The sequence below is a fragment of the Bacillus sp. RK1064 genome, assembly GCF_051488405.1.
Classification (GTDB): Bacteria; Bacillota; Bacilli; order Bacillales; family Bacillaceae; genus Bacillus.
The window spans coordinates 3412462-3433621 of record NZ_JBPSCZ010000001.1 but is presented as its reverse complement, the minus strand read 5'-3'; the positions used below and the strand labels follow the sequence as shown (position 1 = coordinate 3433621).

Below are 21160 nucleotides of genomic sequence, written 5' to 3'. Positions count from 1 at the left end.
TTCCCTGACAGCTTTCTAACGTTGTTTTTTTCATTTCACAGGAACAGATAAACGGCACCAATGACCGCAAAAGTGCAGGCAACTACGATTAATACTTTTGCTAGCTTTTCCATGTCGTCTCCTTAAATGCCGGCTGCTACTACGTAAGACAGCCCAACTGAAATGATGAGTGAAATAAACCCGACCGCTCTATTATCATTTTCAATCTCTTTGTCTACTTTAAATCGCGGTGTTAAAAATTCAAAAATGAAATAGCTGACAAGCAGCATCACAAAGCCGTATACGCCCCATCCAACCATTTGAAGAAGGGAATTGTGCTGTGCGATGGAATGCTGAAACACATTCGCAATCCCAAAGATCTTCCCGCCTGTTGCCATAGCAACAGCTAAGTTCCCCCGCTGGATCTCTTCCCAGTTTTTATAGGAGGTGACGAGTTCAAAAATGGTTAGAAATAAGACGAGACACAGGACGGCCACGCTGTAATAGGCGGCAATTTCCACAAGTTCATTTTCCCAAAAGGCTTTCATGCGTTTTCTCCTTTTTACTTTAATTCGACGATGGTGACGCCTGATCCTCCCTCACCTTGTTCGCCAAAACGAGCATTTTTCACACTTCGGTGCTGTTTCAGTAATTCCTGAACCCCTTTTCTGAGGGCGCCAGTTCCTTTTCCGTGAATAATCGACACGCGCGGATAACCAGCTAATACAGCATCATCTAAATATTTTTCGACTCTGCTTAAGGCATTTTCATAACGCTCTCCTCTTAAATCGAGCTCAAGCGAGACATGATAATCTTTCCCTTTGACTGCCGTGATGGCTTTTTCTTGCTTAAATTCAGGTGCTGATTTGATAAATTCCATGTCTTTTTCTTTTACTTTCATTTTCAGAATGCCCATTTGGACACTCCATTCTTTGTCACCTGTTTGTTCAAGCAGCGTTCCTTTTTGCCCGAAGGTGAGCACTTTGACTTCGTCGCCTGACTTCAGCTGTCTTACTGCTTTTTTCGCTGGCTCTGGCTTTTTCTTCCGGTCAAACTCAGGTACCGCTTCTTCAAGACGCTTTCTCGCATCGATGAGTTCATGCTCTTTGAATGAGCGGTGTTCACTTTTTATCGAACGGAGCTCTTGAATGATATCTTCTGCTTCTTTTGATGCTTGTTCAATTTTCTCTTTCGCTTTATGTTCAGCTTCTTCGAGCAGTTTGTCCTTTTGCTCATTCCATTCAAGAATTTGTCTTTGCAATTCTTTATGAAGCTTTTCTGCTTCTTTTCTATAGACTTCTGTCTCATGCAGTTCTTCTTCTGCTTGTTTCTTGCTATCTTCTAATGACGCAATCATTTGGTCTACTTCATTATGCTCTGCATGCATATCTGCTTTTGCCCGGTCTATGAGGTGGTCAGGCAAACCAAGACGTTTGGAAATTTCAAATGCGTTACTTCGTCCAGGCACACCGATGAGCAGGCGGTACGTTGGTGATAAAGTTTCAATGTCAAACTCCACGCTTGCATTCGTGACGCCTTCCCGGTTATACCCATATGCCTTCAGCTCGGGATAATGAGTCGTTGCGATGACGCGTGCATTAGTTTGATGCACTTCATCTAAAATGCTCATCGCAAGTGCCGCACCTTCAGCTGGGTCTGTTCCTGCCCCTAATTCATCAAATAACACGAGTGAGTTAGATGTCAAATGCTTTAAGATATCTACAATATTGACCATATGAGATGAGAACGTACTCAAGCTTTGTTCAATGGACTGTTCGTCTCCAATATCAGCAAAGACTTGGTCGAACACAGCCACTTCAGAGCCTTCTTCAACTGGAATATGGAGGCCCGCCTGTGTCATCAGCGTCAGAAGACCCAGCGTTTTTAAAGTAACTGTCTTCCCCCCTGTATTTGGTCCAGTGATCACGATCGTTGAAAAATCTTTGCCGAGCTCAATATCATTTGCGACAACTTGATCCCGAGGCAATAGAGGATGTCTTGCTCGTTTTAAATAGATCTCTCCTTGATCATTCACAGCAGGCTTTGTGGCTTTTTCTGCCTTTGCATATTTAGCTTTAGCAAAAATAAAATCTAGCGTCTGCAGCTCCTTTACATTGTGAAGCAGTTCCCCAATGTGCTCTGACACGCTCTCTGTCAGCATTTGGAGGATCTTTTCAACCTCTTGCTTCTCTTTTAAACGGGTTTGCTGCAAGGTGTTATTTACATCCACGACCACTTGCGGCTCAATAAAAAGTGTTGCCCCAGATGATGATTGGTCATGAACAATTCCGCCGTAATTCGAGCGGTACTCTTGTTTCACCGGAATAACAAACCGATCATTACGAATGGTGACAATTGTGTCTGACAGCATTTTCGAAGCCGATTGTGAACGAATCATCGATTCTAATTTATCACGAACCTTTGATTCTAGTGAGCGTAATTGAATGCGCAATGAACGAAGTGCAGGGGTTGCATGATCAAGCACTTCTCCATTATCACCAATACAGCTTTCGATTTCTTTTCTGATTTCAGGCAGTAATATCAGCGTCTCAGCATATGTATGAAGGCGCGGTATGTCTACTCCATCTTCATACATGGACGTGAGAAAGTGCTTCATATTTTTCACCGCATATAATAGTCCTGCGATTTCCATCAGCTCAGATGGGCTTAATGTACTGCCGATTTCTGCCCGTTTCACTGCGCGTCTAATATCCGTTAACCCGCCAAATGGCGCAGACCCCTTTAAGCGAATCACATCTTGTGCTTCTGCTACCTCTTCCAGCAAATGCTGAATGGTTTCTATATCCGTCAGAGGTGTTAAATCCTGCGCTCTTTCTTTTCCTAATGTGGATGCGGTATAGGACATCACTTTTTCTTTTACTTTATGAAATTCTAATGATGCTAACACTTTTTGTTGCAGCATGGTCCAGCCTCCTAACGACTACCTGTCACGCGTTAAAAACTTTTTGATCTCGTTTAGAGTAAAAGTATTCACGACATTTGCTTTTGGTGTCCAGCCTTTTCTTGCAGCTGTTACACCGACTTCCATATGTTCCAGCATGGCGATGTTGTGCGCATCTGTATTGATCATGATGTTCACACCCGCTTCATTTGCTTTCATTAAATGCTCTGTTTTCAAATCAAGTCTTGACGGATTACTGTTGAGCTCAAGTGCAGTGCCCGTTTTCTTCGCAAGCTCTATGAGCTGATCTATATTTAGGGCATAGCCATCCCGTCTGCCGATCAAACGGCCTGTTGGATGTGCAATTAAATCGACATGCTGATTTCGCAAGGCATTTTCAAGGCGTTCCATAATGACTTCCTCCGGCTGAGAGAAGCTAGAATGAATAGACCCAATGACAAAATCCATGTCTTTTAAAAAGTCATCATCATAATCTAACGATCCATCCGGCAGGATATCCATTTCGACCCCTTTGAAAATGTGAAAATGCTCGAATTCCTGATTAAGCTTGTCAATTTCTTTAGCTTGCAGACGCAAACGTTCTTTTGTTAAACCGTTGGCTACTTTTAAATATTGCGAGTGGTCTGTAATGGCCATGTATTCATAGCCTTTTGCGATACATGCTTCCGCCATTTCACGAATAGAGAATGCTCCGTCACTCCATGTCGAGTGCATATGAAGGTCGCCTTTGATATCTTTCAGTTCTACAAACTGCATACTTTCTTTATACGTATCAATCTCCGCTCCGGTTTCACGAATTTCTGGCGGAATGAGCGGAAGTTGAAAATGCGCATAAAAAGCGCTCTCGTCTTCAAACGTTTTCACTTCTCCAGTTTCAATCGTTTCCACACCATATTCGCTAATGCGCTCTCCGCGTTCCTTCGCAAGCTGACGCATTCGAATATTGTGATCTTTTGAGCCAGTGAAATGGTGCAGCGTAGTCGCGAATTGGTCTGATGTCACAAGCCGGAAGTCCACACTGATCTCAAAATCAAGGGCAAGAATGACAGATACCTTCGTATCACCGCTTGCGATGACATCTTTCACATCATCAAGTGCAACGAGCTGCTCTCTTACTTGCTCAGGATCATCTGTCGCAATGATATAATCTAAATCTTTCACAGTTTCACGTGCACGTCTTAAACTGCCAGCTCTTGAAAAACGGATGATACCTTTCGTCTCTTCAAGCGCATGATCAATCCGCTCTGCCACATCTAATGCAAAGCCAATTGGCAGTCGTTCCGGCTGCTTTCCCGCTTCCTCAAGAGCCGCGAGAATCTTTTCTTCTGTTTTTTTGCCAAAGCCAGCAAGTGCTTGTACCTTTTCCGCTTCGCATGCTTCTCTTAGCGACTGTGCATCGTGGACGCCAAGCTCTTGGTAAAGCTTAGCGATCTTCTTCCCGCCAAGTCCTGGTAATTTTAAGAGCGGGACAAGTCCTTCAGGCACTTCCTTTTTTAATTGTTCCAGTGTTTCTGATTGTCCTTTTTCGATATACTCAGTGATCACAGCAAAGGTTCCTTTACCAATGCCGGGTAATGCTAATAGATCATCTATTTGAGAAAGGCTGCGGTCATCTTGTTCCAGTGTCGCTGCTGCTTTACGAAAGGCAGAAATCTTAAAAGGATTATCTCCTTTCAGCTCCATATATACTGCAATTGTTTCAAGAAGTTTGATAATATCTTTTTTATTCATCTCTCATCCTCCAGCCGCTTTGGCATCTTCCTTTATAAATATACAAACTTTTCCTTCATCCTACAACTTTCTGTCATGGAATGAGAAAAAACTTCTCCAAGAAAGGAGAAGTTTTTAAACTCCATACGTCGTCCATAAGTCTTTGACAAGACTGGACAGATAAGGGGTGTTGCCTACGATCACATCTGCTAATATGGATTTGCTCATCATTGTTTGCAGTGCATCGACTGGAAGTAATGCAGCGACAAACAAGAGAATAAACACAAATAGATAGGTTTCAAGAAATCCTAAAACACCGCCAAGCAGTTTGTTGACCTGCTTAATCACAGGTATACTCGCAATGGTTGTGAGCAATCCGCCAATGATGGCGAGCAGGATTTTGGTCAAGATAAACAGAATGATAAACGCAATGGTATTATAATAAGCTGTTTCTAGATTCCCACTAAAGAAAGCGAGCTGCGCTTGACCGCCGCTAAAATTAGGCGCTGGAATCCACGTAAGCTGTGGTGCAAGTGACTGATAAAACATGGAAGCCACTAAGATAGAAACAACAAAGCTGATCAATTTAATCAATTGAAGAATAAACCCACGTTTTAGACCGACAAGCGTTCCCATAAGAAGCAAAAACAAAATGATGATATCGATCACGGTAATTTCATTCCTTTTCTTTAAGCTGAATCTCTAGTTTTTCGTATTGCTCTTTTAATTTCAAGTAGTCGTGGACGACATTGACTGCTGTCAGTACAGCTAATTTGTTTATATCAAGGTATGGATTTTTTTCATTTATTTCTCTCATTTTATCATCAACAATTGAAGCAACGTGTCGCATATGCATCTTCGTTTCTTGACCGATGATCGTATAGGACTGTCCGTAAATCTCAACTGTTGTTTTCGTTTTACCGCCGTCAGACAACGTTTCTCCTCCATTCCACGAGAATCCTAGTCTCTATCATAACATGTTTAGACATTGAATGGAAAGACGAGCCCTTCCCTGTTATGGTACACTTTAGAAATCAATGATATCAAGGTAAAAAGGAGTTAACCACTGTGCCCCAATCCGTCTTAAAAGCAACATCAGAAGACCTTAAAAAGATGAAGAGCGCGTATGCGCACCACTTAACTGATACTTTACCACCAGGCGCCCTTTTTCAAGCAAAGGTTCCTGGCTGTACGATTACAGCCTATCGATCTGGAAAAGTGCTGTTTCAAGGACAAAAGGCAGAAGCTGAAGCCAGTCAATTCAGCCATTTAAAAGCAGCTGATACGAAAAGTCAAAAAGCACCTGCTGTCACAAAATACAGTCCGCCGTCAGGAATTGCTTCTATGTCCGTCATCGGTTCAGATGAAGTAGGAACAGGTGATTATTTTGGACCGATGACGGTCTGTGCCGCCTATGTTGATGCCAGCCAGCTTGCTCTCATGAAAGAGCTTGGCGTAAAAGACTCAAAAGGTCTAAAGGACCCGCAGATTATCAATATTGCCAAAGATCTCATCAAAACCATTCCGTTCAGCCTTCTCGTGCTCCGAAATGAAAAGTACAATGCGATGCAGGAAAAGGGCATGAGTCAAGGAAAAATGAAGGCGCTGCTTCATAACCAAGTCATTACCTCTGTGCTAGAAAAACTAGACGGGAAGCAGCCCGAAGCCATTTTGATTGACCAATTTGCAGAACCGGGCATTTATTTCAAGCATCTTGCAGGGAAAAAAATCATTCGGGAGCGGACGTACTTTAGCACAAAAGCAGAAGGCATTCATTTGTCAGTTGCTGCGGCTTCCATTATTGCAAGGTACGCCTTTTTAATTGAAATGGATAAGTTGTCAAAAGCAGCAGGCTTTGACATTCCAAAAGGAGCCGGTCCTCATGTGGACAAGGCGGCAGCGAAGCTCATCAAGCTGCACGGCGAAGATGCTTTACGTCAATTTACAAAGCTGCATTTTGCCAACACACAAAAAGCGAAAAAATGGTTATAAAAAAGAGCTAAGGCCCATAAGGCCATAGCTCTTTTTTTCTTTAACCGCGCAAGACGGCTTGATACGTATCTTCTAATGCTTTCAATACTTTTGTATGAACAGCCGTCACTTCTTCCTCTGTCAATGTTTGCTCCGGATTTAAATATTGGAGAGAGAATGCAACGGATTTTTTGCCTTCTTCCATATGTTCACCCTCATACACATCAAAGACGGATAGGTCTGTCAATAAATCCCCGCCTGCCTCATAGATGACCCGCTCCAGCTGTCCGCTTGAGATATGCTGATCTACAACAAGTGCAATATCTCTTGTCACAGCAGGGAATCTCGGAATCGCTGTATATTTCATATCCTTCGATTCAGACGTCATCACATCTGTTAAATCAAGCTCGAAGACATATGTTTCTTTTAAATCTAATTCCTTTTCAATGACTGGATGCAGTGCAGCAACAAACCCAATGACTTTTCCATTTAAATGAACATCTGCTGTACGGCCTGGATGAAGATCCTCACGCTCTGCTTGAACATATGTGATTTGGTCTGATACACCAAGCTTTTCAAATAGACCTTCTGCAATTCCTTTCGCTACATAAAAATCGACGGCTTTTTTCTCGCCCTGCCAAAGATTTTTATGCCATAAGCCTGTCAGCGCACCAGCGACATGCTCTTTTTCCACTGGTTTTTCTCCTTCAGCTTCTGCTAAGAACACAGAACCCGTTTCATAAAAGCCAAAGGAATCAGCTTGTCTTGCCAAGTTATATGCAACAGAATCAAGTAAGTTTGGCAGTAGACTTTGTCTGAGCACACTTCGTTCTTCACTCATTGGCAGGGAAAGTCTCGTTTTATAAGCTGGATTCAGTGCAAAAGCTGTAGACTTATGCTGATTTGTCAATGAATACGTGATCGCTTGAGAAAGACCTGCGCCTTCTAAGAAACGTCTGACCTTCCTGCGCTTCACTTGGTACGGCGTGAGACCGCCAACTGTACCAGCTGTCGCAGGCAGTGTAGACGGAATATTATCATAGCCGTATAATCTGGCAACTTCTTCAATGAGGTCTTCTTCAATCGTGATATCCATTCTACGAGAAGGAACCGTTACGACAAGAACGTCATTTGATTCGCCCACTGTAAAACCAAGTTTGTTGAAAATTTGCATCATATCTTCTTTTGAAATGCTCATGCCAAGCACCTTATTCACACGCTCAGTTGATACGTGGATGACATTCATACTTGCTTCAAGGTGGTTTTCCTCCACAGTCCCGCTTAGCACTTCACCACCTGCATAGAGACTGATCAATTGCGCTGCTCTTTCGGCTGCAGGTTTTGTACGCTGCGGGTCAAGTCCTTTTTCAAATCGTGTGCTTGATTCACTGCGAAGCCCTAAGTCTCTAGATGCTTGACGGACCGTTTGACCGTTGAAATATGCCGCTTCTAAAAGAATCGTTGTCGTCTCATCACGCACCTCAGATTCAAGACCGCCCATGACGCCTGCTACAGCGTGCGCTTTCGTCCCATTAGTGATCACTAGATGCTTTGATGACAATGTACGTTCTTGTTCATCCAGTGTTTGAATGATTTCGCTATCAGACGCTTTACGTACGACCACCTGCTTTGAACCAAAGCGGTCATAATCAAATGCATGAAGCGGCTGACCGTATTCAAGCAGTACAAAGTTTGTAATATCGACGACGTTGTTAATTGGTCGAATGCCTGCATTCATCAATCTTGTTTGAATCCAAAGCGGTGCTGGTCCAACCTTTACATTTTTAATGATCTTCGCTGCATAAAGTGGATTTGCTTCTTGATCCTCAATTTTCACAGAGATATAGTCTGCTGCTTTTTCTGAAGAGGTGTCATGTGCTGTATCAGGAAGTTTGATGTCTCTCCCTAAAATGGCTGCAACCTCATAGGCCACACCGAGCATATTCAGGGCATCCGCACGGTTTGGTGTTAAACCAAGCTCAAGTACCGCATCGTCTAATTGAAGTGCCTGAAGAGCATCATCTCCGGGTTTGACGTCATTTGGGAAAACAAAAATGCCTTCTGCATATTCCTTTGGTACGAGTTTGCTTTCTACGCCTAATTCTTGCAGAGAACAAATCATGCCATGAGACTCTTCGCCACGCAGCTTTGCTTTTTTAATTTTAAAGTTCCCTGGAAGGACTGCGCCAACCGTTGCGACGGCCACATATTGTCCTTTATCCACATTCGGAGCCCCGCAAATAATTTGCACTGGAGCGTCTTCGCCGATATCAACAAGACATTTGTTTAATTTATCCGCATTTGGGTGCTGTTCACGCTCAATGACATGTCCAACGACAACCCCTTTGATGCCTTCTCCTTTATATTCAACGGCTTCCACTTCAATTCCGCTTCTTGTGATCTTTTCTGCTAATTCATCCGGCTGAATGCCTTCTAAATCGACATAGTCTTCTAACCATTTATATGAAACAAACATGTTGATTTCCTCCTCTTAGTCCTGCTTGAATTGCTTTGTGAATCTAATATCATTTGTGTAGAAATGGCGAATATCATCAATGCCGTATTTTAGCATCGCAATACGTTCAACACCCATTCCAAAAGCAAAGCCTTGGTAAGTTTCTGGATCAAATCCGCTCATTCTCAGGACATTTGGATGAACCATCCCTGCTCCTAAAATCTCAATCCAGCCTGTTCCTTTACATACTGAACAGCCCTTTCCGCCGCATTTAAAGCAAGACACATCCACTTCGACAGATGGTTCTGTGAATGGGAAAAAGCTTGGACGCAGTCTAATTTCACGATCTTCACCAAACATTTTTCTTGCGACTGTCTCAAGCGTTCCTTTTAGATCACTCATGCTAATATTGTGATCGACAACAAGCCCTTCAATCTGCATGAATTGATGTGAATGAGTTGCGTCATCACTGTCTCGTCTATATACTTTCCCAGGGCAGATGATCTTCACAGGACCTTGTCCTTTATATTTTTCGAGTGTACGTGCTTGAACTGGTGACGTTTGTGTTCTCATCAGTGTATCCTCGGTAATATAGAAGCTGTCCTGCATATCACGTGCTGGATGCTCCTTTGGAAGATTCAGCGCTTCAAAGTTATAATAATCCGTTTCCACCTCAGGACCTTCCTCAACGGTATAGCCCATACCAATAAATAAATCTTCAATATCTTCCACAACAATCGTTAATGGATGTCTTGCCCCCATTTTGATTGGACTTGCTGGCAATGTAACATCGATCGTTTGAGACGCAAGTTTCTTCTTCACTTCTTCTTTTTCCAGCTGCTCATTTTTTTCAGCAATAGCACCAGCAATCTGCTCTCTTACTTCGTTTGCGAGTGCGCCCATTTTCGGTCTTTCTTCTGCGGAGAGCTTGCCCATTCCACGAAGCACCTCTGTGATCGGGCCTTTTTTCCCTAAATATTGAACACGAATATCATTAACTTCTTTGAGCGAGCTAGCTGCTTCAACCTTCGCTATCGCCTCTGTTTCAAGCTGTTTTAACGTTTCTTGCATGAGTGTAATCCTCCTTTTGATATACAAAACCGCCTGGATAAACGGCTGTTTGATCGTTTGAAGACAATAAAAAAACCCGTCCCTCTAAAAAAGAAGGGACGAGTTGTGGTCGCGGTACCACCCTTGTTGAGCACAAATGCATGTGCGAATAAGCTTCATTGACATAACGGAATCAAACGAATCCGGTTCACCTTTACGCAAAGCTTGCGGTCCCGGTGACAACTCCAGAGGTGAATTCCTGTTTCAGCATTCCTTAAATGCACTTTCAGTCTACGATGCATTCTCCCTTTAAGGCCGCTTCTTGAAACAATCTTCCTCTATCATGGTTTTTAAAATATTATTTTCATTATAGTGAAAATAAGCGCATGTTGCAACACTATCCACGCAAATGATAGACGAGAACTGCCGCTGCAACAGCCACATTTAATGATTCTGCCTGACCATACATCGGCACATATAAATTCTGGTCTGTCATTTGCAGAATCTCTTGGTCAATACCTGCTCCTTCATTGCCAACAATTAATGCAAAAGGACCTTCTGCCGTTACGCTTCTATACGCTTTCGCATTTTTCAAGGCGCTTCCGTATACAGGTATGCCTTGCTCCTTACATGCTTGTATTGCCTGCTGAAGGGTTTGCTTTAAAATTGGCAGGTGGAAATGCGATCCTTGTGCTGAACGGAGCGTTTTTCCGTTAAACGCATCGACTGTTCCATCACCTAAGATCACAGCATCAAGACCAGCGGCATCTGCTGTCCGAATGAGTGTGCCTAAATTTCCTGGATCCTGTACTGCATCTAACAGAAGAAGTCGTTCATACTTCTTTTCTTCAAATACAGGAACTGTACAAACCGCCGCGATGTGCTGAGGCGTTTCCGTTTCGGTCATGGCAGAAAAGGCTTCTTCGCTCAGTTCATAAAGTTCAATGTCAGGATCGATATGAGAAGGAAGCTTATCAGGCGATGTGACCATTAATTCTTTCACAACTCCGCTCTTCAATGCTTCTTCGACTAAGTGTATTCCCTCAACGAGAAACAGCCCCGTTTTCGTACGTTCTTTTTTCGCATGGAGCTTTTTCCACTGTTTAATGTTTGTGTTTTTAGCTGATTCTATATATTTCAAGTGATTTTAACTCCTTTAAATATCATGAATTTATTATATCTCATGCACACTACATAATAAACCTGTCTTTGAGACAGAATAGGGCTATTACCATCAAAAAAGGAGTGTGGGCAATGGATTTTAATTTAAGAGGCGCAGTCATTCAAAACATCACTGGCCATAATCAAGAGCAGCTTGAACATACGATTTTAGATGCCATTCAAAGCGGCGAGGAAAAAATGCTGCCAGGCCTTGGCGTGTTGTTCGAGGTGCTATGGCAAGAAGCATCAGAAAACGAGAAGAACGAGATCCTCGAGACACTAGAGCAAGGCTTAAAGCCTCATCAGCAGCAATAAAAGAAGCCGGTTTGCTTATCATAGCAAACCGGCTTTTTCATTTAGCCAGTGATCGGTGTTTCCATCCGAAGCGCTGGATCACGCCAAATTTCGACCCATTTTTTAATCGCAAACACAATGATCACAAATCCTAAGATCAGCATGATAATTGACAGCACCGCATTCAGCACGCTGTAACCTGATGCCTCAGGATTAAGATATACATTTGCTACCATCCAATAGCCTGCATAATTCACTGTCACATATAAGTAAGCAAGTGGAATTAAACAAGTCAGCATATACCGCCTTTTATCTGCAATTTTTAATACAACGGTTGCTCCGATGATTAAGCCGACTGATGCCATTAACTGGTTCGATACACCAAACAATGCCCAAATAGACCCGATGTCTCCAGAGTAAAGCAAGTATCCCCACATAAAACAAGCAAGCGCACTTGCAAACACCGACCCAGGTACCCAGTCATTTCGTTTAAGCGGTTTATATGCTTCGCCAAAGAAGTCTTGAATCAAATATCGCGCCACACGCGTTCCAGCATCAATAGCGGTTAAAATAAAGACAGCTTCAAACATAATGACGAATTGGAAAAAATAAGACGCTAAATGACTAAAGAACGGAATTCCCGTAAAGATATACGCCATCCCTACAGCTAATGTCACAGCTCCACCCGTTCTTCCTTCTAAATCAAGACCAATTTCCTTACTCAGCTGCGGAAGGTTCTCGACACTCACCCCGAGCGTTCGGAACACTTCTGGCGTACTGTTAATCGCAAAATAATCTCCTGGATGAAGAGCCGTAGCGGCAATTAACGCCATAATGCCAACTAGACATTCTACTAGCATTGCGCCAAACGCGACAGGCTTCATATCGCTCCAGCGGTCAAGCATCTTAGGCGTAGTCCCTGACCCAACAAATGCGTGGAAACCAGAAATGGCCCCGCAAGCAATGGTAATCGAAATAAAAGGCCAGACAGGACCAGCTAAAACCGGGCCTCCTCCATTCACAAACTCCGTAAAGGCTGGGAATTGAATCGTTGGATTGACGACAAAGATTCCGGCAATCAATGCGATAAAAACACCTATTTTCATAAAGCTGCTTAAATAGTCCCTCGGTGCGAGCAGCAGCCAAACCGGCAATGCCGCAGCAAAAAAAGCATAGATCGGCAGGGCAAGAGCAAGCGTTTTTGTATCAAGTGTTAAAAGATCACCAAGTGCCGTTCCTTGAATATTCGGCCCAAGGAATACACCAACCATCAGCAAAATAAATCCCGCAGTTGTGGCAAGTTTTAAATTGCCTGTCTTTTTATAATAAAGACCAACCCCCATCGCAATTGGAATCGTGATTCCGACTGCAAATGTTCCCCAAGGGTTACGTTCTAATGCATGAAGCACAACCATAGACAGCCCTGCCATTGTGATCGTAATAATAAACAGCATCGAAAGCCCTGTACAAAATCCTGCTACAGGTCCTAGCTCTTCCTTTGCTACCTCTGATAATGATTTCCCCTTTTTTCGCATCGACGCAAATAAGACGACAAGATCATGTACAGCTCCGCCAATCACTGCGCCAATTAACAGCCAAAGGAGACCCGGTAAATACCCAAATTGTGCGGCTAAAATCGGACCCACTAACGGACCGGCCGCTGCAATCGCAGCAAAGTGATGCCCAAATGTGACCCATTTATTGGTTGGCACATAATCTTTCCCGTCCTCTAATGTGTGAGCCGGTGTAGGATGATCGTCTGTCACCTTTAATACCTTGACCATCATAAATGTGCCATAAAGACGATAGGCAATCGCTAAAATACACATAGATCCTATGACAATTGTAACCGCATTCATTTAACCATCCCCTTCGCACAAACAATTTGTTACAAATATAACATAAATTGATTGATTTTTCTTTCTTTTAAAACCAAGTTGACAAATAAGAATAATATGTTTATTCTTAAGTTAGCTTCACCTACTTCCATAAACTCTCTTTTGACAGGGCGTTCTTTAGGCTCTGTCCTTTTTATTGCTTTCATCTTACAAAAATAAAAGCCAGATCACATGTGCCTTATTCACTAGAATATTTTTTCTTCTTCTGTTAAAAACAGTTCTTTTGACGTAATCAAAAAACAACGTTCATTTCCTGGGAAATTCAATGGAATAAAAAAGCCTTTCCCCTATACTGAGGAAAGGCTTACCTATTAAGAACCGTACGTGATCTGCTCAACCGTTTTTTGATCAAGTCTTTTGATCACTTCTGTTAAAAGCTTCACTGCATTTTCATAATCATCCCGGTGAATCATCGCTGCATGGGTATGAATATATCTGCTTGGTATACCGATAGATAGTGATGGCACGCCATGACCTGTTAAATGGATACCGCCAGCATCTGTCCCACCGCCAGGCATTGAGTCATATTGATAAGGAATGTTCAATTCATCCGCTGTTTGGACAACAAAATCCCGAAGCCCTTTATGGGATACCATCGAAGCATCAAATACAACAATCGTTGGTCCTTTGCCAAGCTTGCTTGTTGCTTCTTTTTCAGTGATGCCTGGCGTGTCTCCTGCTACACCAACATCAATGGCAAATCCAATATCAGGCTGGATCGTAGCCGCTGCTGTTTTGGCACCACGCAGGCCAACCTCCTCTTGTACAGTTGCAACACTGTAAGCAATATTCTCATGCTGAGCATTGTGTAAGTTCTTCATGACATCAATCGCTACTGCACAGCCGATACGGTTGTCCCATGCTTTTGCAAGGAGCATTTTTTCATCATTCATCACTGTAAACTCAAAATAAGGAACGATTTGATCTCCAGGCAGCACGCCCCATTCCATTGCCTGTTCTTTGCTTGATGCACCAATATCAATAAACATATCTGTAATCTCAATCGATTTTTTTCGAGCTTCAGGTGACAAGACGTGCGGCGGCTTTGAGCCAATCACACCTGTGATGTCTCCCTTTTTCGTTACAATGGTGACACGCTGCGCGAGCATGACCTGTGACCACCAGCCGCCGACTGTTTGGAAGCGAATGTAGCCTTTGTCATCAATTTTTGTCACCATGAATCCTACTTCATCTAAGTGACCAGCGAGCATAATTTTAGGTCCGTTTGCGTTTCCTTCCTTCTTAGCGATTAAGCTGCCAAGGCGGTCACTAGAGACTTCATCTGCATATGATTCTATGTATGTCTGCATGACTTTTTTGACATCACGTTCATTTCCTGGAATCCCTTTTGCATCCGTTAGGTCTTTCAGCATAGTTAATGTTTGATCTAGCTTTGTCATTCCATTTATCCTCCTTTATCTTCATGGTGCATTCTTATTATACAAAACCTCTTTCGTTCAATACGATCTTTTTATGAATATTTTTTCGTTTAACGAAATATTTTTTTAAAAAAAGTTGAAACCTTTTGGGCTTTTCATTCGTAGTACATCAGATAACGGTATATTGGAGGTGCATCCTGTCATGTTTGTAATCCTCATTAGACTTGCTCTTGTTGCACTGCTTGTCTACATCTTCTACATGGCGGTAAAATTCTTCTCAAATCCGAGAAGAAAGCTGAAACAAGCACAATTAAAAGAAGGCTTTTATTTTATGGACGAACAGCAAAATGCGCGCAAAAATTTTAATTTCGTCTATAAAGGTGTCTTGTTTGAAGGGGAGAAGCATGTTCCTTCTAAGGATCATCCTCTGTTTGTCCACTCCATTTACGTTTGGACGGAGTCACCCGAGAAGCTAAGTGAATTTACATTAGAAGACTTTGAAAAATTGGAGGAAAACATTATCGAACGTTATCCTCAAACAAAAATTGATTGGGATCAGCCCATTAAAAAAATCAAACAAAAAAAAGGAGCAGACACGCCGTCTTGATGGCGTCTGCTCCTTTTTCAGATGAACTTTATATATCCTAATATGATCAACTGCACCATGATTAACACCGGCATGCCCATTTGAAAGGCAGGATGCTTTGTTTTATGACGGAAATACTGCATCCCTAGATACGATCCAGCAGCCCCAAAAAGCACGGCAGCACTCCATAAGTGCGCCTCTGAAATTCTCCATTTATGCGCTTTTGCCCGGCGCTTGTCCTCTCCCATGAGAAAAAAACCATAGCCATTTACCAAGATCAGCAGTAGAATCAGCGCGATATTCATTCATTTCACCTCACATGATGAGCAAAAAAGATCACCCCTCGACGGAATGATCTTTTATATGACTTACTTGTCTAGTTGTGCTTTTGCAGCATCAGCAAGCTGATTGAATGCACTTAGGTCATTCACAGCAAGGTCAGCAAGCATTTTGCGGTTTACTTCGATACCAGAAAGCTTTAGGCCATGCATTAAACGGCTGTAAGAAAGACCGTTCATACGAGCTGCAGCATTGATACGAGTGATCCATAGTTTACGGAAGTCACGTTTTTTCTGACGACGGTCACGGAAAGCGTAGTTTCCAGATTTCATCACCTGTTGGTTTGCTACTTTGTATAATCTATGTTTTGAACCGAAATAACCTTTTGCTAATTTAAGAACCTTTTTACGACGCTGACGCGACACAGTTCCGCCTTTTACTCTTGGCATTGTAATTCCCTCCTATGATTCCTATTCCAAATTACTTGATGTTTGCAAGTTGTTGTTTGATACGTTTGAAATCTCCAGCACTTACGATTGCGCTCTTACGCAATTTACGTTTTTGCTTTGTAGATTTGTTAGCGAACAAGTGACTTGTGTACGCATGAGAACGTTTAAGTTTACCAGAACCTGTTTTTTTGAAACGTTTAGCAGATCCGCGGTGAGTTTTCATTTTTGGCATTGGATGTTTCCTCCCTCTGTTACTTTACTTTTCGACTTTTGGTGCAAGCATGAGGAACATGCTGCGTCCGTCCATCTTAGGTTTTGTTTCTACTGTTGCTACTTCAGCGCAAGCTTCAGAGAAACGGTCTAACACGCGCTGTCCGATTTCTTTATGCGTAATCGCACGGCCTTTAAAGCGGATAGAAGCTTTCACTTTATCGCCCTTTTCAAGGAATTTGATTGCATTACGGAGCTTCGTGTTAAAATCATGTTCATCGATTGTCGGGCTCAACCGAACTTCTTTTAAGCTAATGATTTTTTGATTCTTACGTGCCTCTTTTTCCTTCTTCTGCTGTTCGAATCGGAACTTACCGTAGTCCATGATTCGGCAAACAGGTGGTTTTGCATTTGCAGCAACTAACACAAGGTCAAGATTGGCTTTCGCAGCAATTTCCAGAGCTTCCTGGCGGGTTTTAATCCCCAGCTGATCGCCATTTTGTCCGATCAAACGAACTTCACGCGCACGAATACCTTCATTAACTAATTGATCTTTGCTAATAGTGAGCCACCTCCATGAGATTTTGAATTGAGTTCACAATTCATTTTGACCATTTCGTTGTATGTTTTACAGGCAAACAAAAAGTGTGGGCATATAAAACACCCACACTGCGAACATTTGCATGAAAAAATAAATGTACGGTCAACCTGTCAACTACAAACACGTGTCAATCAGGTGAGAAGCGGGTGCTTCTGCTTGTGATATCTATTCAATTCGTTAATTATTCTACACAATTTTCATTTGTCCGTCAAGTAACCGAACTCTTGAAACAACTTTTTCATTTTAGCACGATAAAACGAATTGGGCAAGGCTTTTTCAAACAATGACACCATCAAAGTATGAATTGCATAAAGATTGGGATGACAATGACGGTCACAACTCCTACGACCACAACGGCGATACTTGCCATGGCCGCTTCCACTTCTCCCATCTCAATCCCAACAGAGACGCCAAGCGCATGTCCTGATGTACCGAGTGCAAGCCCTTTTGCCACTGGATTTTTAATTCGAAACCATTTTAAGAAGAAAGCACCTAGTGCATACACAATGACTGCATTAAATATGACCGCAAAGGCTGTGATATCTGCGATTCCGCCAATATCCTTTGCAATCGGAAGAGCAATCGCTGTCGTCGCTGCTTGCGGAAGCATACTTTTCATCACAGCCATATCAAGATGAATCCCTTTTGCTACGACATACACGATCGTAATGGAACAAAGTGACCCTACAAAAATAGCGGATAAAATCTGCCACCAATATTTTTTAAGCAATGCGCGCTGCTTATAAAGCGGAATGGCGAAAGCAATGGTCGCAGGCTCTAAGAAAAACTTGATAATCTTGCCGCCCTCATTATAATCTGCATAGGAAAAACCGCCAATTTTTAAAAATAAAATGCCTAACACCATCGCCACAAAAAGTGGTGTGAATAAGAAGAAGCCTTTTGATTTTTTAAATAAGAATGTACCGATTCCAAAGGCGACTAATGAGACGACTATAGCAAAATAAGGACTCATCGTACTTGTACCCATCCTGCATACCTCCTTTAATGCGTACTTGAAGCTGGTTTATTTGAATGAGAAGGAGTCGATTTGCTCTCCTTTGTCTCTTTACGTTTCTGTGGTTTTTCTGATAATTGCATGAGAAGCTGCGTGAATAGCCCTGTCGCTGCAAGTAACATAATGGTTGCAATGATAATGACACCGACAACTTGCACACCTACTTCTTGCATGACACCTAGTGATTGAATAACCGAGATACCAGAGGGAACAAATAGAAAGCTAATGAGCCCTGTCAATGATGTACCTAATTGCTCCACCTGCTCCAGTTTGACGATTTTCGTTGTCAGCAAAACAAATAATAGAACCAGACCAATCACAGATGCGGGCATCGGAATTGGTAAATACATTGAAATGAGATTAGAAACGAACATTACGGTTGCAAAGATAAATGCTTGAGATAGAAATCCATATACTTTAGTGGCACTCATGCCCCTTCACCTCTTTCTTCGACTGCCCTCAGTATACGGCATGAAATAAACGAATGAAGCGTTTACAATCAAACTCGCCGGATTCAATGAATGAAATGCAGAAAACGAGTATTGAAATACAAACAAAAAAAGCCGTCCTACTCTAGCAGGAGCGACTTCTTAAGTTCTTTGGCATATGTACGGCTGACAGGAATGATCGACCCGTCTGTCATATGCAGGTTATACGTCGAATTAAACCATGGCTGTACTTCTTTCATATGAGAGGTGTTCACGATATAGCTTCGATGAACCCTCATAAAGTAAGCCTCAGGCAGTTTCTTTTCAATGACCACAAGCGGTTCTGTGACCTCATACATGTGATCCTTTGTTTTCACGACCTTTTTCCCCTCACTGAGCCCTACATACATGATCTCTTCAACTTGCAGGATGACAATTGAGTCATCGACTGAGATGGCTAATTTTTGCTGATGGGGTATTTTCTCATCTGACAGCTGATGGTCATGCATCTCAACAGATTTCCACTTTTTAAACTTTTGGATCGTTTGCAAAAGCCGCTCTTCATCAAATGGTTTCGTTAAGTAATCAAGCGCACTTACCTCAAACGCCTTCAGCGCATATTGATCAAAGGCTGTCGCAAATACGATCGCTGGTGGATCAGACATCCGGTTGAGCCTTTTGGCAATATCAAATCCATTTTCACCTGATAAATCAATGTCTAAAAAGAGCAGGTCCGGCTTATGATCCACCATCCGGTCAAAAGCAGATTCTATATTTTCTGCTTCCTCTATTTGAACATCCTCTTTCGTTCTGCGTAATAAATATTTTAATTCGTCTCTTGCTAACACTTCATCATCTACGATTAATACGTTTATCAACGAAAATCATCCTTTTTTACATAGTCCATTGGAATGCGAAATGAGATGTCAGTGCCTTGGCCGCTATGAATGGCTAGAGCGGCTTGTCTGCCAAAAATCCCTCTTAACCGCTGATCTAAATTAAAAAGAGCCGTACCTGTTCCTTCTTTGGATTCAACAGGCGCTTTTAATAGCTGAGCCATCTTGTCATTCTCGATTCCTTGTCCATTATCCGTCACTTTCATATAAACATGCCCATCTTTCATCAAAGCAGAAACGACGACTTCACAACTCGTTTGATGTTTAGGAAAAGCGTGTCTCACTGCGTTTTCAACAAGCACCTGAAGCACAAATGGAGGAATCATCACCTGCTCCAGCTCCTTTTCAATTTGAAAGGCCACATGGTATTTATTTGGAAACCTCGCTTGTTCAAGCGACAAATATGCTTCTACATGCTGAATTTCTTTATGCAGCGGAATCAGCAGCTGGCGGGCGCCTTGCAAATTAGACCGGAAATAAATACTCAGCTGCAGCAGCAGCTTCCTTGCCATCTCTACATTCGTTCTGCACAAAACAGAGATGGTATTAATGGCGTTAAATAAAAAGTGCGGATTCACTTGCGCTTGAAGCGCTTTGATCTCTGCATCTTTTAGCAGGCGGCTTTGGGTTTCTGCCTCTCCAAGTTCAAGCTGTGTGGAGAACAGCATCGCCAAGCCTTCTGCAAGCTCCTCTTCCACCCTGCTTAATCCGACCGGAGAATTGAAATACATTTTTAACGTTCCGATCGTTTGACCATTGGAGGTGAGGGGCAGCACAATCGCTGCTTGAAGCGGGCAATGAGTGACTGAACAATTGATTTCGTCTTTCGAATGCGCCTTCATAATTTTGCCGCTCAACAATACTTGTTTCGACAGTCCTGTAATCAGGCTTTTCGATGGAATATGATGATCCGTCCCGTCTCCGACATGAGCTAAAATCTTTTCTGTATCTGTTAAGGAAACCGCATCTGTTTCTGTTAGTCGATGAATGATCTCCGCCACACTTTTACAGGACTGTTCATTTAAGCCTTGCCGGAAAAAAGGCAGCGTTTGATCGGCGATCGAAAATACACGGTGTGTCTGCATCGCCTTTGCCTGCTCTTCTTGCCGAATGACTGACTGTAAAATCGATAAAAAGATAAAGCTGCCAATTCCATTCACAAAAATCATCGGCAAGGCAATGATACTCACAAGCCCCCAAGCATCAGCCAATGGCCTTGCAAACAGAAGAATAATGATCATCTGTAATGATTCCATCGCCACACCAAAAAGTGCTGCTTGGCGAGGTGTCACCATTCGATTCTTCCGTTTAAATCTGCTGCCGACATAGCCTGCAATCACACCGGCTAAAATCGAAGAAATCGCACAGCTGAGTGCCGTGCTTCCTCCGAGTGAATAGCGATGAATTCCAGCTAAAAGCCCTGCACCAATGCCAACAAACGGCCCTCCTATCAATCCGCCCATTTCGATCCCCATGATTCTCGTATTGGCGATCGAGCTTGATGAGCCAAGATGATAGGAAAACTCATGATTCATGACCATCTGCTGCTGGATTTCAATTCCTGTGTAATTGCTGATAATACTAAAAGAAGCAAAAATAAAGACAAGGACTGCCTTTTTTCGAAACCCTTCATTATGAAGCAATAGATTGCGAAAGCCCTTCACATGGGCAAGCACAAACCCTAAAATAACGATGATCCCCACACGCTCGATCATCATAATAATTAAATGAAGCAAACCGGCCACCTCAATTGATGTATGTTATATCTACTGTCTTTCTATTCTATCATGTGCGGTCAATGATCCAAGATCTCTCAAATCTTTTCTTTATTGCCCTCATCTTCTATTGTAAAATGAACATGAGCCGTCACTTGCAA

General features: G+C 42.6%; 21 protein-coding genes and 1 other annotated feature. Of the genes, 3 read left to right on the top strand and 18 right to left on the bottom strand.

Annotated features, from left to right (window positions below):
* Positions 1-122: 122 nt before the first annotated feature.
* The 5 genes from ACSSTM_RS17640 to zapA form a co-directional block, all read right to left on the bottom strand.
* Complete coding sequence (locus ACSSTM_RS17640) at positions 123-527, bottom strand: DUF350 domain-containing protein (protein ID WP_007501637.1); 405 nt, start codon at positions 525-527, stop codon at positions 123-125.
* A gap of 14 nt (positions 528-541) precedes the next feature.
* Positions 542-2899 (bottom strand): endonuclease MutS2, encoded by a 2358-nt coding sequence (locus ACSSTM_RS17635; RefSeq protein ID WP_034662047.1) that lies wholly within the window; start codon positions 2897-2899, stop codon positions 542-544.
* 21 nt (positions 2900-2920) lie between these two features.
* Positions 2921-4633 carry a DNA polymerase/3'-5' exonuclease PolX gene (gene polX, locus ACSSTM_RS17630; RefSeq protein ID WP_437404268.1) on the bottom strand — a complete coding sequence of 571 codons (1713 nt, stop codon included), beginning with the start codon at positions 4631-4633 and terminating at the stop codon, positions 2921-2923.
* 114 nt (positions 4634-4747) lie between these two features.
* Positions 4748-5281 carry a CvpA family protein gene (locus ACSSTM_RS17625; protein ID WP_034661786.1) on the bottom strand — a complete coding sequence of 178 codons (534 nt, stop codon included), beginning with the start codon at positions 5279-5281 and terminating at the stop codon, positions 4748-4750.
* Positions 5282-5288: 7 nt separating this feature from the next.
* Positions 5289-5546 (bottom strand): cell division protein ZapA, encoded by a 258-nt coding sequence (gene zapA / locus ACSSTM_RS17620; protein WP_012010831.1) that lies wholly within the window; start codon positions 5544-5546, stop codon positions 5289-5291.
* 179 nt (positions 5547-5725) lie between these two features.
* Between zapA and rnhC the strand changes: the two genes are divergently transcribed.
* On the top strand, positions 5726-6604 hold the full coding sequence (rnhC, locus tag ACSSTM_RS17615; RefSeq protein ID WP_045210067.1) for a ribonuclease HIII: 879 nt from the start codon (positions 5726-5728) through the stop codon (positions 6602-6604).
* A 40-nt stretch (positions 6605-6644) separates the two neighbouring features.
* Here the strand turns inward: rnhC and pheT are convergent, their stop codons facing one another.
* The 3 genes from pheT to ACSSTM_RS17600 form a co-directional block, all read right to left on the bottom strand.
* Positions 6645-9059: a phenylalanine--tRNA ligase subunit beta gene (gene pheT / locus ACSSTM_RS17610; RefSeq protein ID WP_034661791.1), complete on the bottom strand. Its 2415-nt coding sequence runs from the start codon at positions 9057-9059 to the stop codon at positions 6645-6647.
* A gap of 15 nt (positions 9060-9074) precedes the next feature.
* A complete protein-coding gene (gene pheS, locus ACSSTM_RS17605; RefSeq protein WP_095285552.1) occupies positions 9075-10109 on the bottom strand; it encodes a phenylalanine--tRNA ligase subunit alpha in 1035 nt (344 codons plus the stop codon).
* Positions 10110-10485: 376 nt separating this feature from the next.
* Positions 10486-11229: a TrmH family RNA methyltransferase gene (locus ACSSTM_RS17600; RefSeq protein WP_095285553.1), complete on the bottom strand. Its 744-nt coding sequence runs from the start codon at positions 11227-11229 to the stop codon at positions 10486-10488.
* A gap of 113 nt (positions 11230-11342) precedes the next feature.
* On the opposite strand from ACSSTM_RS17600, the gene sspI reads away from it, so the two are divergent.
* Positions 11343-11564, top strand: coding sequence for a small acid-soluble spore protein SspI (sspI, locus tag ACSSTM_RS17595; RefSeq protein WP_003216243.1), 222 nt, complete (start codon positions 11343-11345; stop codon positions 11562-11564).
* Between the two features lie 41 nt (positions 11565-11605).
* On the opposite strand, the gene cstA is transcribed toward sspI, so the two are convergent.
* Both cstA and ACSSTM_RS17585 read right to left on the bottom strand, forming a co-directional pair.
* Positions 11606-13402 carry a carbon starvation protein CstA gene (gene cstA, locus ACSSTM_RS17590; protein ID WP_437404267.1) on the bottom strand — a complete coding sequence of 599 codons (1797 nt, stop codon included), beginning with the start codon at positions 13400-13402 and terminating at the stop codon, positions 11606-11608.
* 350 nt (positions 13403-13752) lie between these two features.
* A complete protein-coding gene (locus ACSSTM_RS17585; protein WP_034661800.1) occupies positions 13753-14841 on the bottom strand; it encodes a M42 family metallopeptidase in 1089 nt (362 codons plus the stop codon).
* A gap of 181 nt (positions 14842-15022) precedes the next feature.
* On the opposite strand from ACSSTM_RS17585, the gene ACSSTM_RS17580 reads away from it, so the two are divergent.
* Positions 15023-15427 carry a hypothetical protein gene (locus tag ACSSTM_RS17580; RefSeq protein WP_003216690.1) on the top strand — a complete coding sequence of 135 codons (405 nt, stop codon included), beginning with the start codon at positions 15023-15025 and terminating at the stop codon, positions 15425-15427.
* 17 nt (positions 15428-15444) lie between these two features.
* Here the strand turns inward: ACSSTM_RS17580 and ACSSTM_RS17575 are convergent, their stop codons facing one another.
* From ACSSTM_RS17575 to ACSSTM_RS17540, 8 genes are all read right to left on the bottom strand, one after another.
* The gene (locus tag ACSSTM_RS17575; protein WP_034661803.1) at positions 15445-15711 is read right to left on the bottom strand and encodes a DUF1294 domain-containing protein; all 267 of its coding nucleotides are present in this window, start codon (positions 15709-15711) and stop codon (positions 15445-15447) included.
* A 63-nt stretch (positions 15712-15774) separates the two neighbouring features.
* Positions 15775-16134, bottom strand: coding sequence for a 50S ribosomal protein L20 (rplT, locus tag ACSSTM_RS17570; protein WP_003216409.1), 360 nt, complete (start codon positions 16132-16134; stop codon positions 15775-15777).
* A gap of 31 nt (positions 16135-16165) precedes the next feature.
* Positions 16166-16366: a 50S ribosomal protein L35 gene (gene rpmI / locus ACSSTM_RS17565; RefSeq protein ID WP_003216324.1), complete on the bottom strand. Its 201-nt coding sequence runs from the start codon at positions 16364-16366 to the stop codon at positions 16166-16168.
* A gap of 24 nt (positions 16367-16390) precedes the next feature.
* Complete coding sequence (gene infC / locus ACSSTM_RS17560) at positions 16391-16906, bottom strand: translation initiation factor IF-3 (protein WP_024425720.1); 516 nt, start codon at positions 16904-16906, stop codon at positions 16391-16393.
* A 71-nt stretch (positions 16907-16977) separates the two neighbouring features.
* Positions 16978-17109 (bottom strand) — a sequence feature (ribosomal protein L20 leader region).
* A gap of 128 nt (positions 17110-17237) precedes the next feature.
* Entirely contained in the window at positions 17238-17933 is a 696-nt protein-coding gene (lrgB, locus tag ACSSTM_RS17555) for an antiholin-like protein LrgB (protein WP_437404266.1), read from the bottom strand.
* Between the two features lie 14 nt (positions 17934-17947).
* Positions 17948-18391 carry an antiholin-like murein hydrolase modulator LrgA gene (lrgA, locus tag ACSSTM_RS17550; RefSeq protein ID WP_034661806.1) on the bottom strand — a complete coding sequence of 148 codons (444 nt, stop codon included), beginning with the start codon at positions 18389-18391 and terminating at the stop codon, positions 17948-17950.
* Between the two features lie 137 nt (positions 18392-18528).
* A complete protein-coding gene (locus ACSSTM_RS17545; RefSeq protein WP_095285554.1) occupies positions 18529-19266 on the bottom strand; it encodes a LytR/AlgR family response regulator transcription factor in 738 nt (245 codons plus the stop codon).
* Positions 19263-21020 carry a sensor histidine kinase gene (locus ACSSTM_RS17540; RefSeq protein WP_095285555.1) on the bottom strand — a complete coding sequence of 586 codons (1758 nt, stop codon included), beginning with the start codon at positions 21018-21020 and terminating at the stop codon, positions 19263-19265. Before ACSSTM_RS17540 ends, ACSSTM_RS17545 begins: the two co-directional genes overlap by 4 nt.
* Between the last annotated feature and the right edge of the window lie 140 nt (positions 21021-21160).

What these genes read in the sequence shown, in the direction of transcription:
- ACSSTM_RS17640 (WP_007501637.1), bottom strand. Translation starts at nt 527, where the DNA reads ATGAAAGCCTTTTGGGAAAATGAACTTGTGGAAATTGCCGCCTATTAC.
- polX (WP_437404268.1), bottom strand. Translation starts at nt 4,633, where the DNA reads ATGAATAAAAAAGATATTATCAAACTTCTTGAAACAATTGCAGTATAT.
- rnhC (WP_045210067.1), top strand. Translation starts at nt 5,726, where the DNA reads ATGAAGAGCGCGTATGCGCACCACTTAACTGATACTTTACCACCAGGC.
- pheT (WP_034661791.1), bottom strand. Translation starts at nt 9,059, where the DNA reads ATGTTTGTTTCATATAAATGGTTAGAAGACTATGTCGATTTAGAAGGC.
- pheS (WP_095285552.1), bottom strand. Translation starts at nt 10,109, where the DNA reads ATGCAAGAAACGTTAAAACAGCTTGAAACAGAGGCGATAGCGAAGGTT.
- sspI (WP_003216243.1), top strand. Translation starts at nt 11,343, where the DNA reads ATGGATTTTAATTTAAGAGGCGCAGTCATTCAAAACATCACTGGCCAT.
- cstA (WP_437404267.1), bottom strand. Translation starts at nt 13,402, where the DNA reads ATGAATGCGGTTACAATTGTCATAGGATCTATGTGTATTTTAGCGATT.
- ACSSTM_RS17585 (WP_034661800.1), bottom strand. Translation starts at nt 14,841, where the DNA reads ATGACAAAGCTAGATCAAACATTAACTATGCTGAAAGACCTAACGGAT.
- ACSSTM_RS17580 (WP_003216690.1), top strand. Translation starts at nt 15,023, where the DNA reads ATGTTTGTAATCCTCATTAGACTTGCTCTTGTTGCACTGCTTGTCTAC.
- ACSSTM_RS17575 (WP_034661803.1), bottom strand. Translation starts at nt 15,711, where the DNA reads ATGAATATCGCGCTGATTCTACTGCTGATCTTGGTAAATGGCTATGGT.
- rplT (WP_003216409.1), bottom strand. Translation starts at nt 16,134, where the DNA reads ATGCCAAGAGTAAAAGGCGGAACTGTGTCGCGTCAGCGTCGTAAAAAG.
- rpmI (WP_003216324.1), bottom strand. Translation starts at nt 16,366, where the DNA reads ATGCCAAAAATGAAAACTCACCGCGGATCTGCTAAACGTTTCAAAAAA.
- lrgB (WP_437404266.1), bottom strand. Translation starts at nt 17,933, where the DNA reads ATGGGTACAAGTACGATGAGTCCTTATTTTGCTATAGTCGTCTCATTA.
- lrgA (WP_034661806.1), bottom strand. Translation starts at nt 18,391, where the DNA reads ATGAGTGCCACTAAAGTATATGGATTTCTATCTCAAGCATTTATCTTT.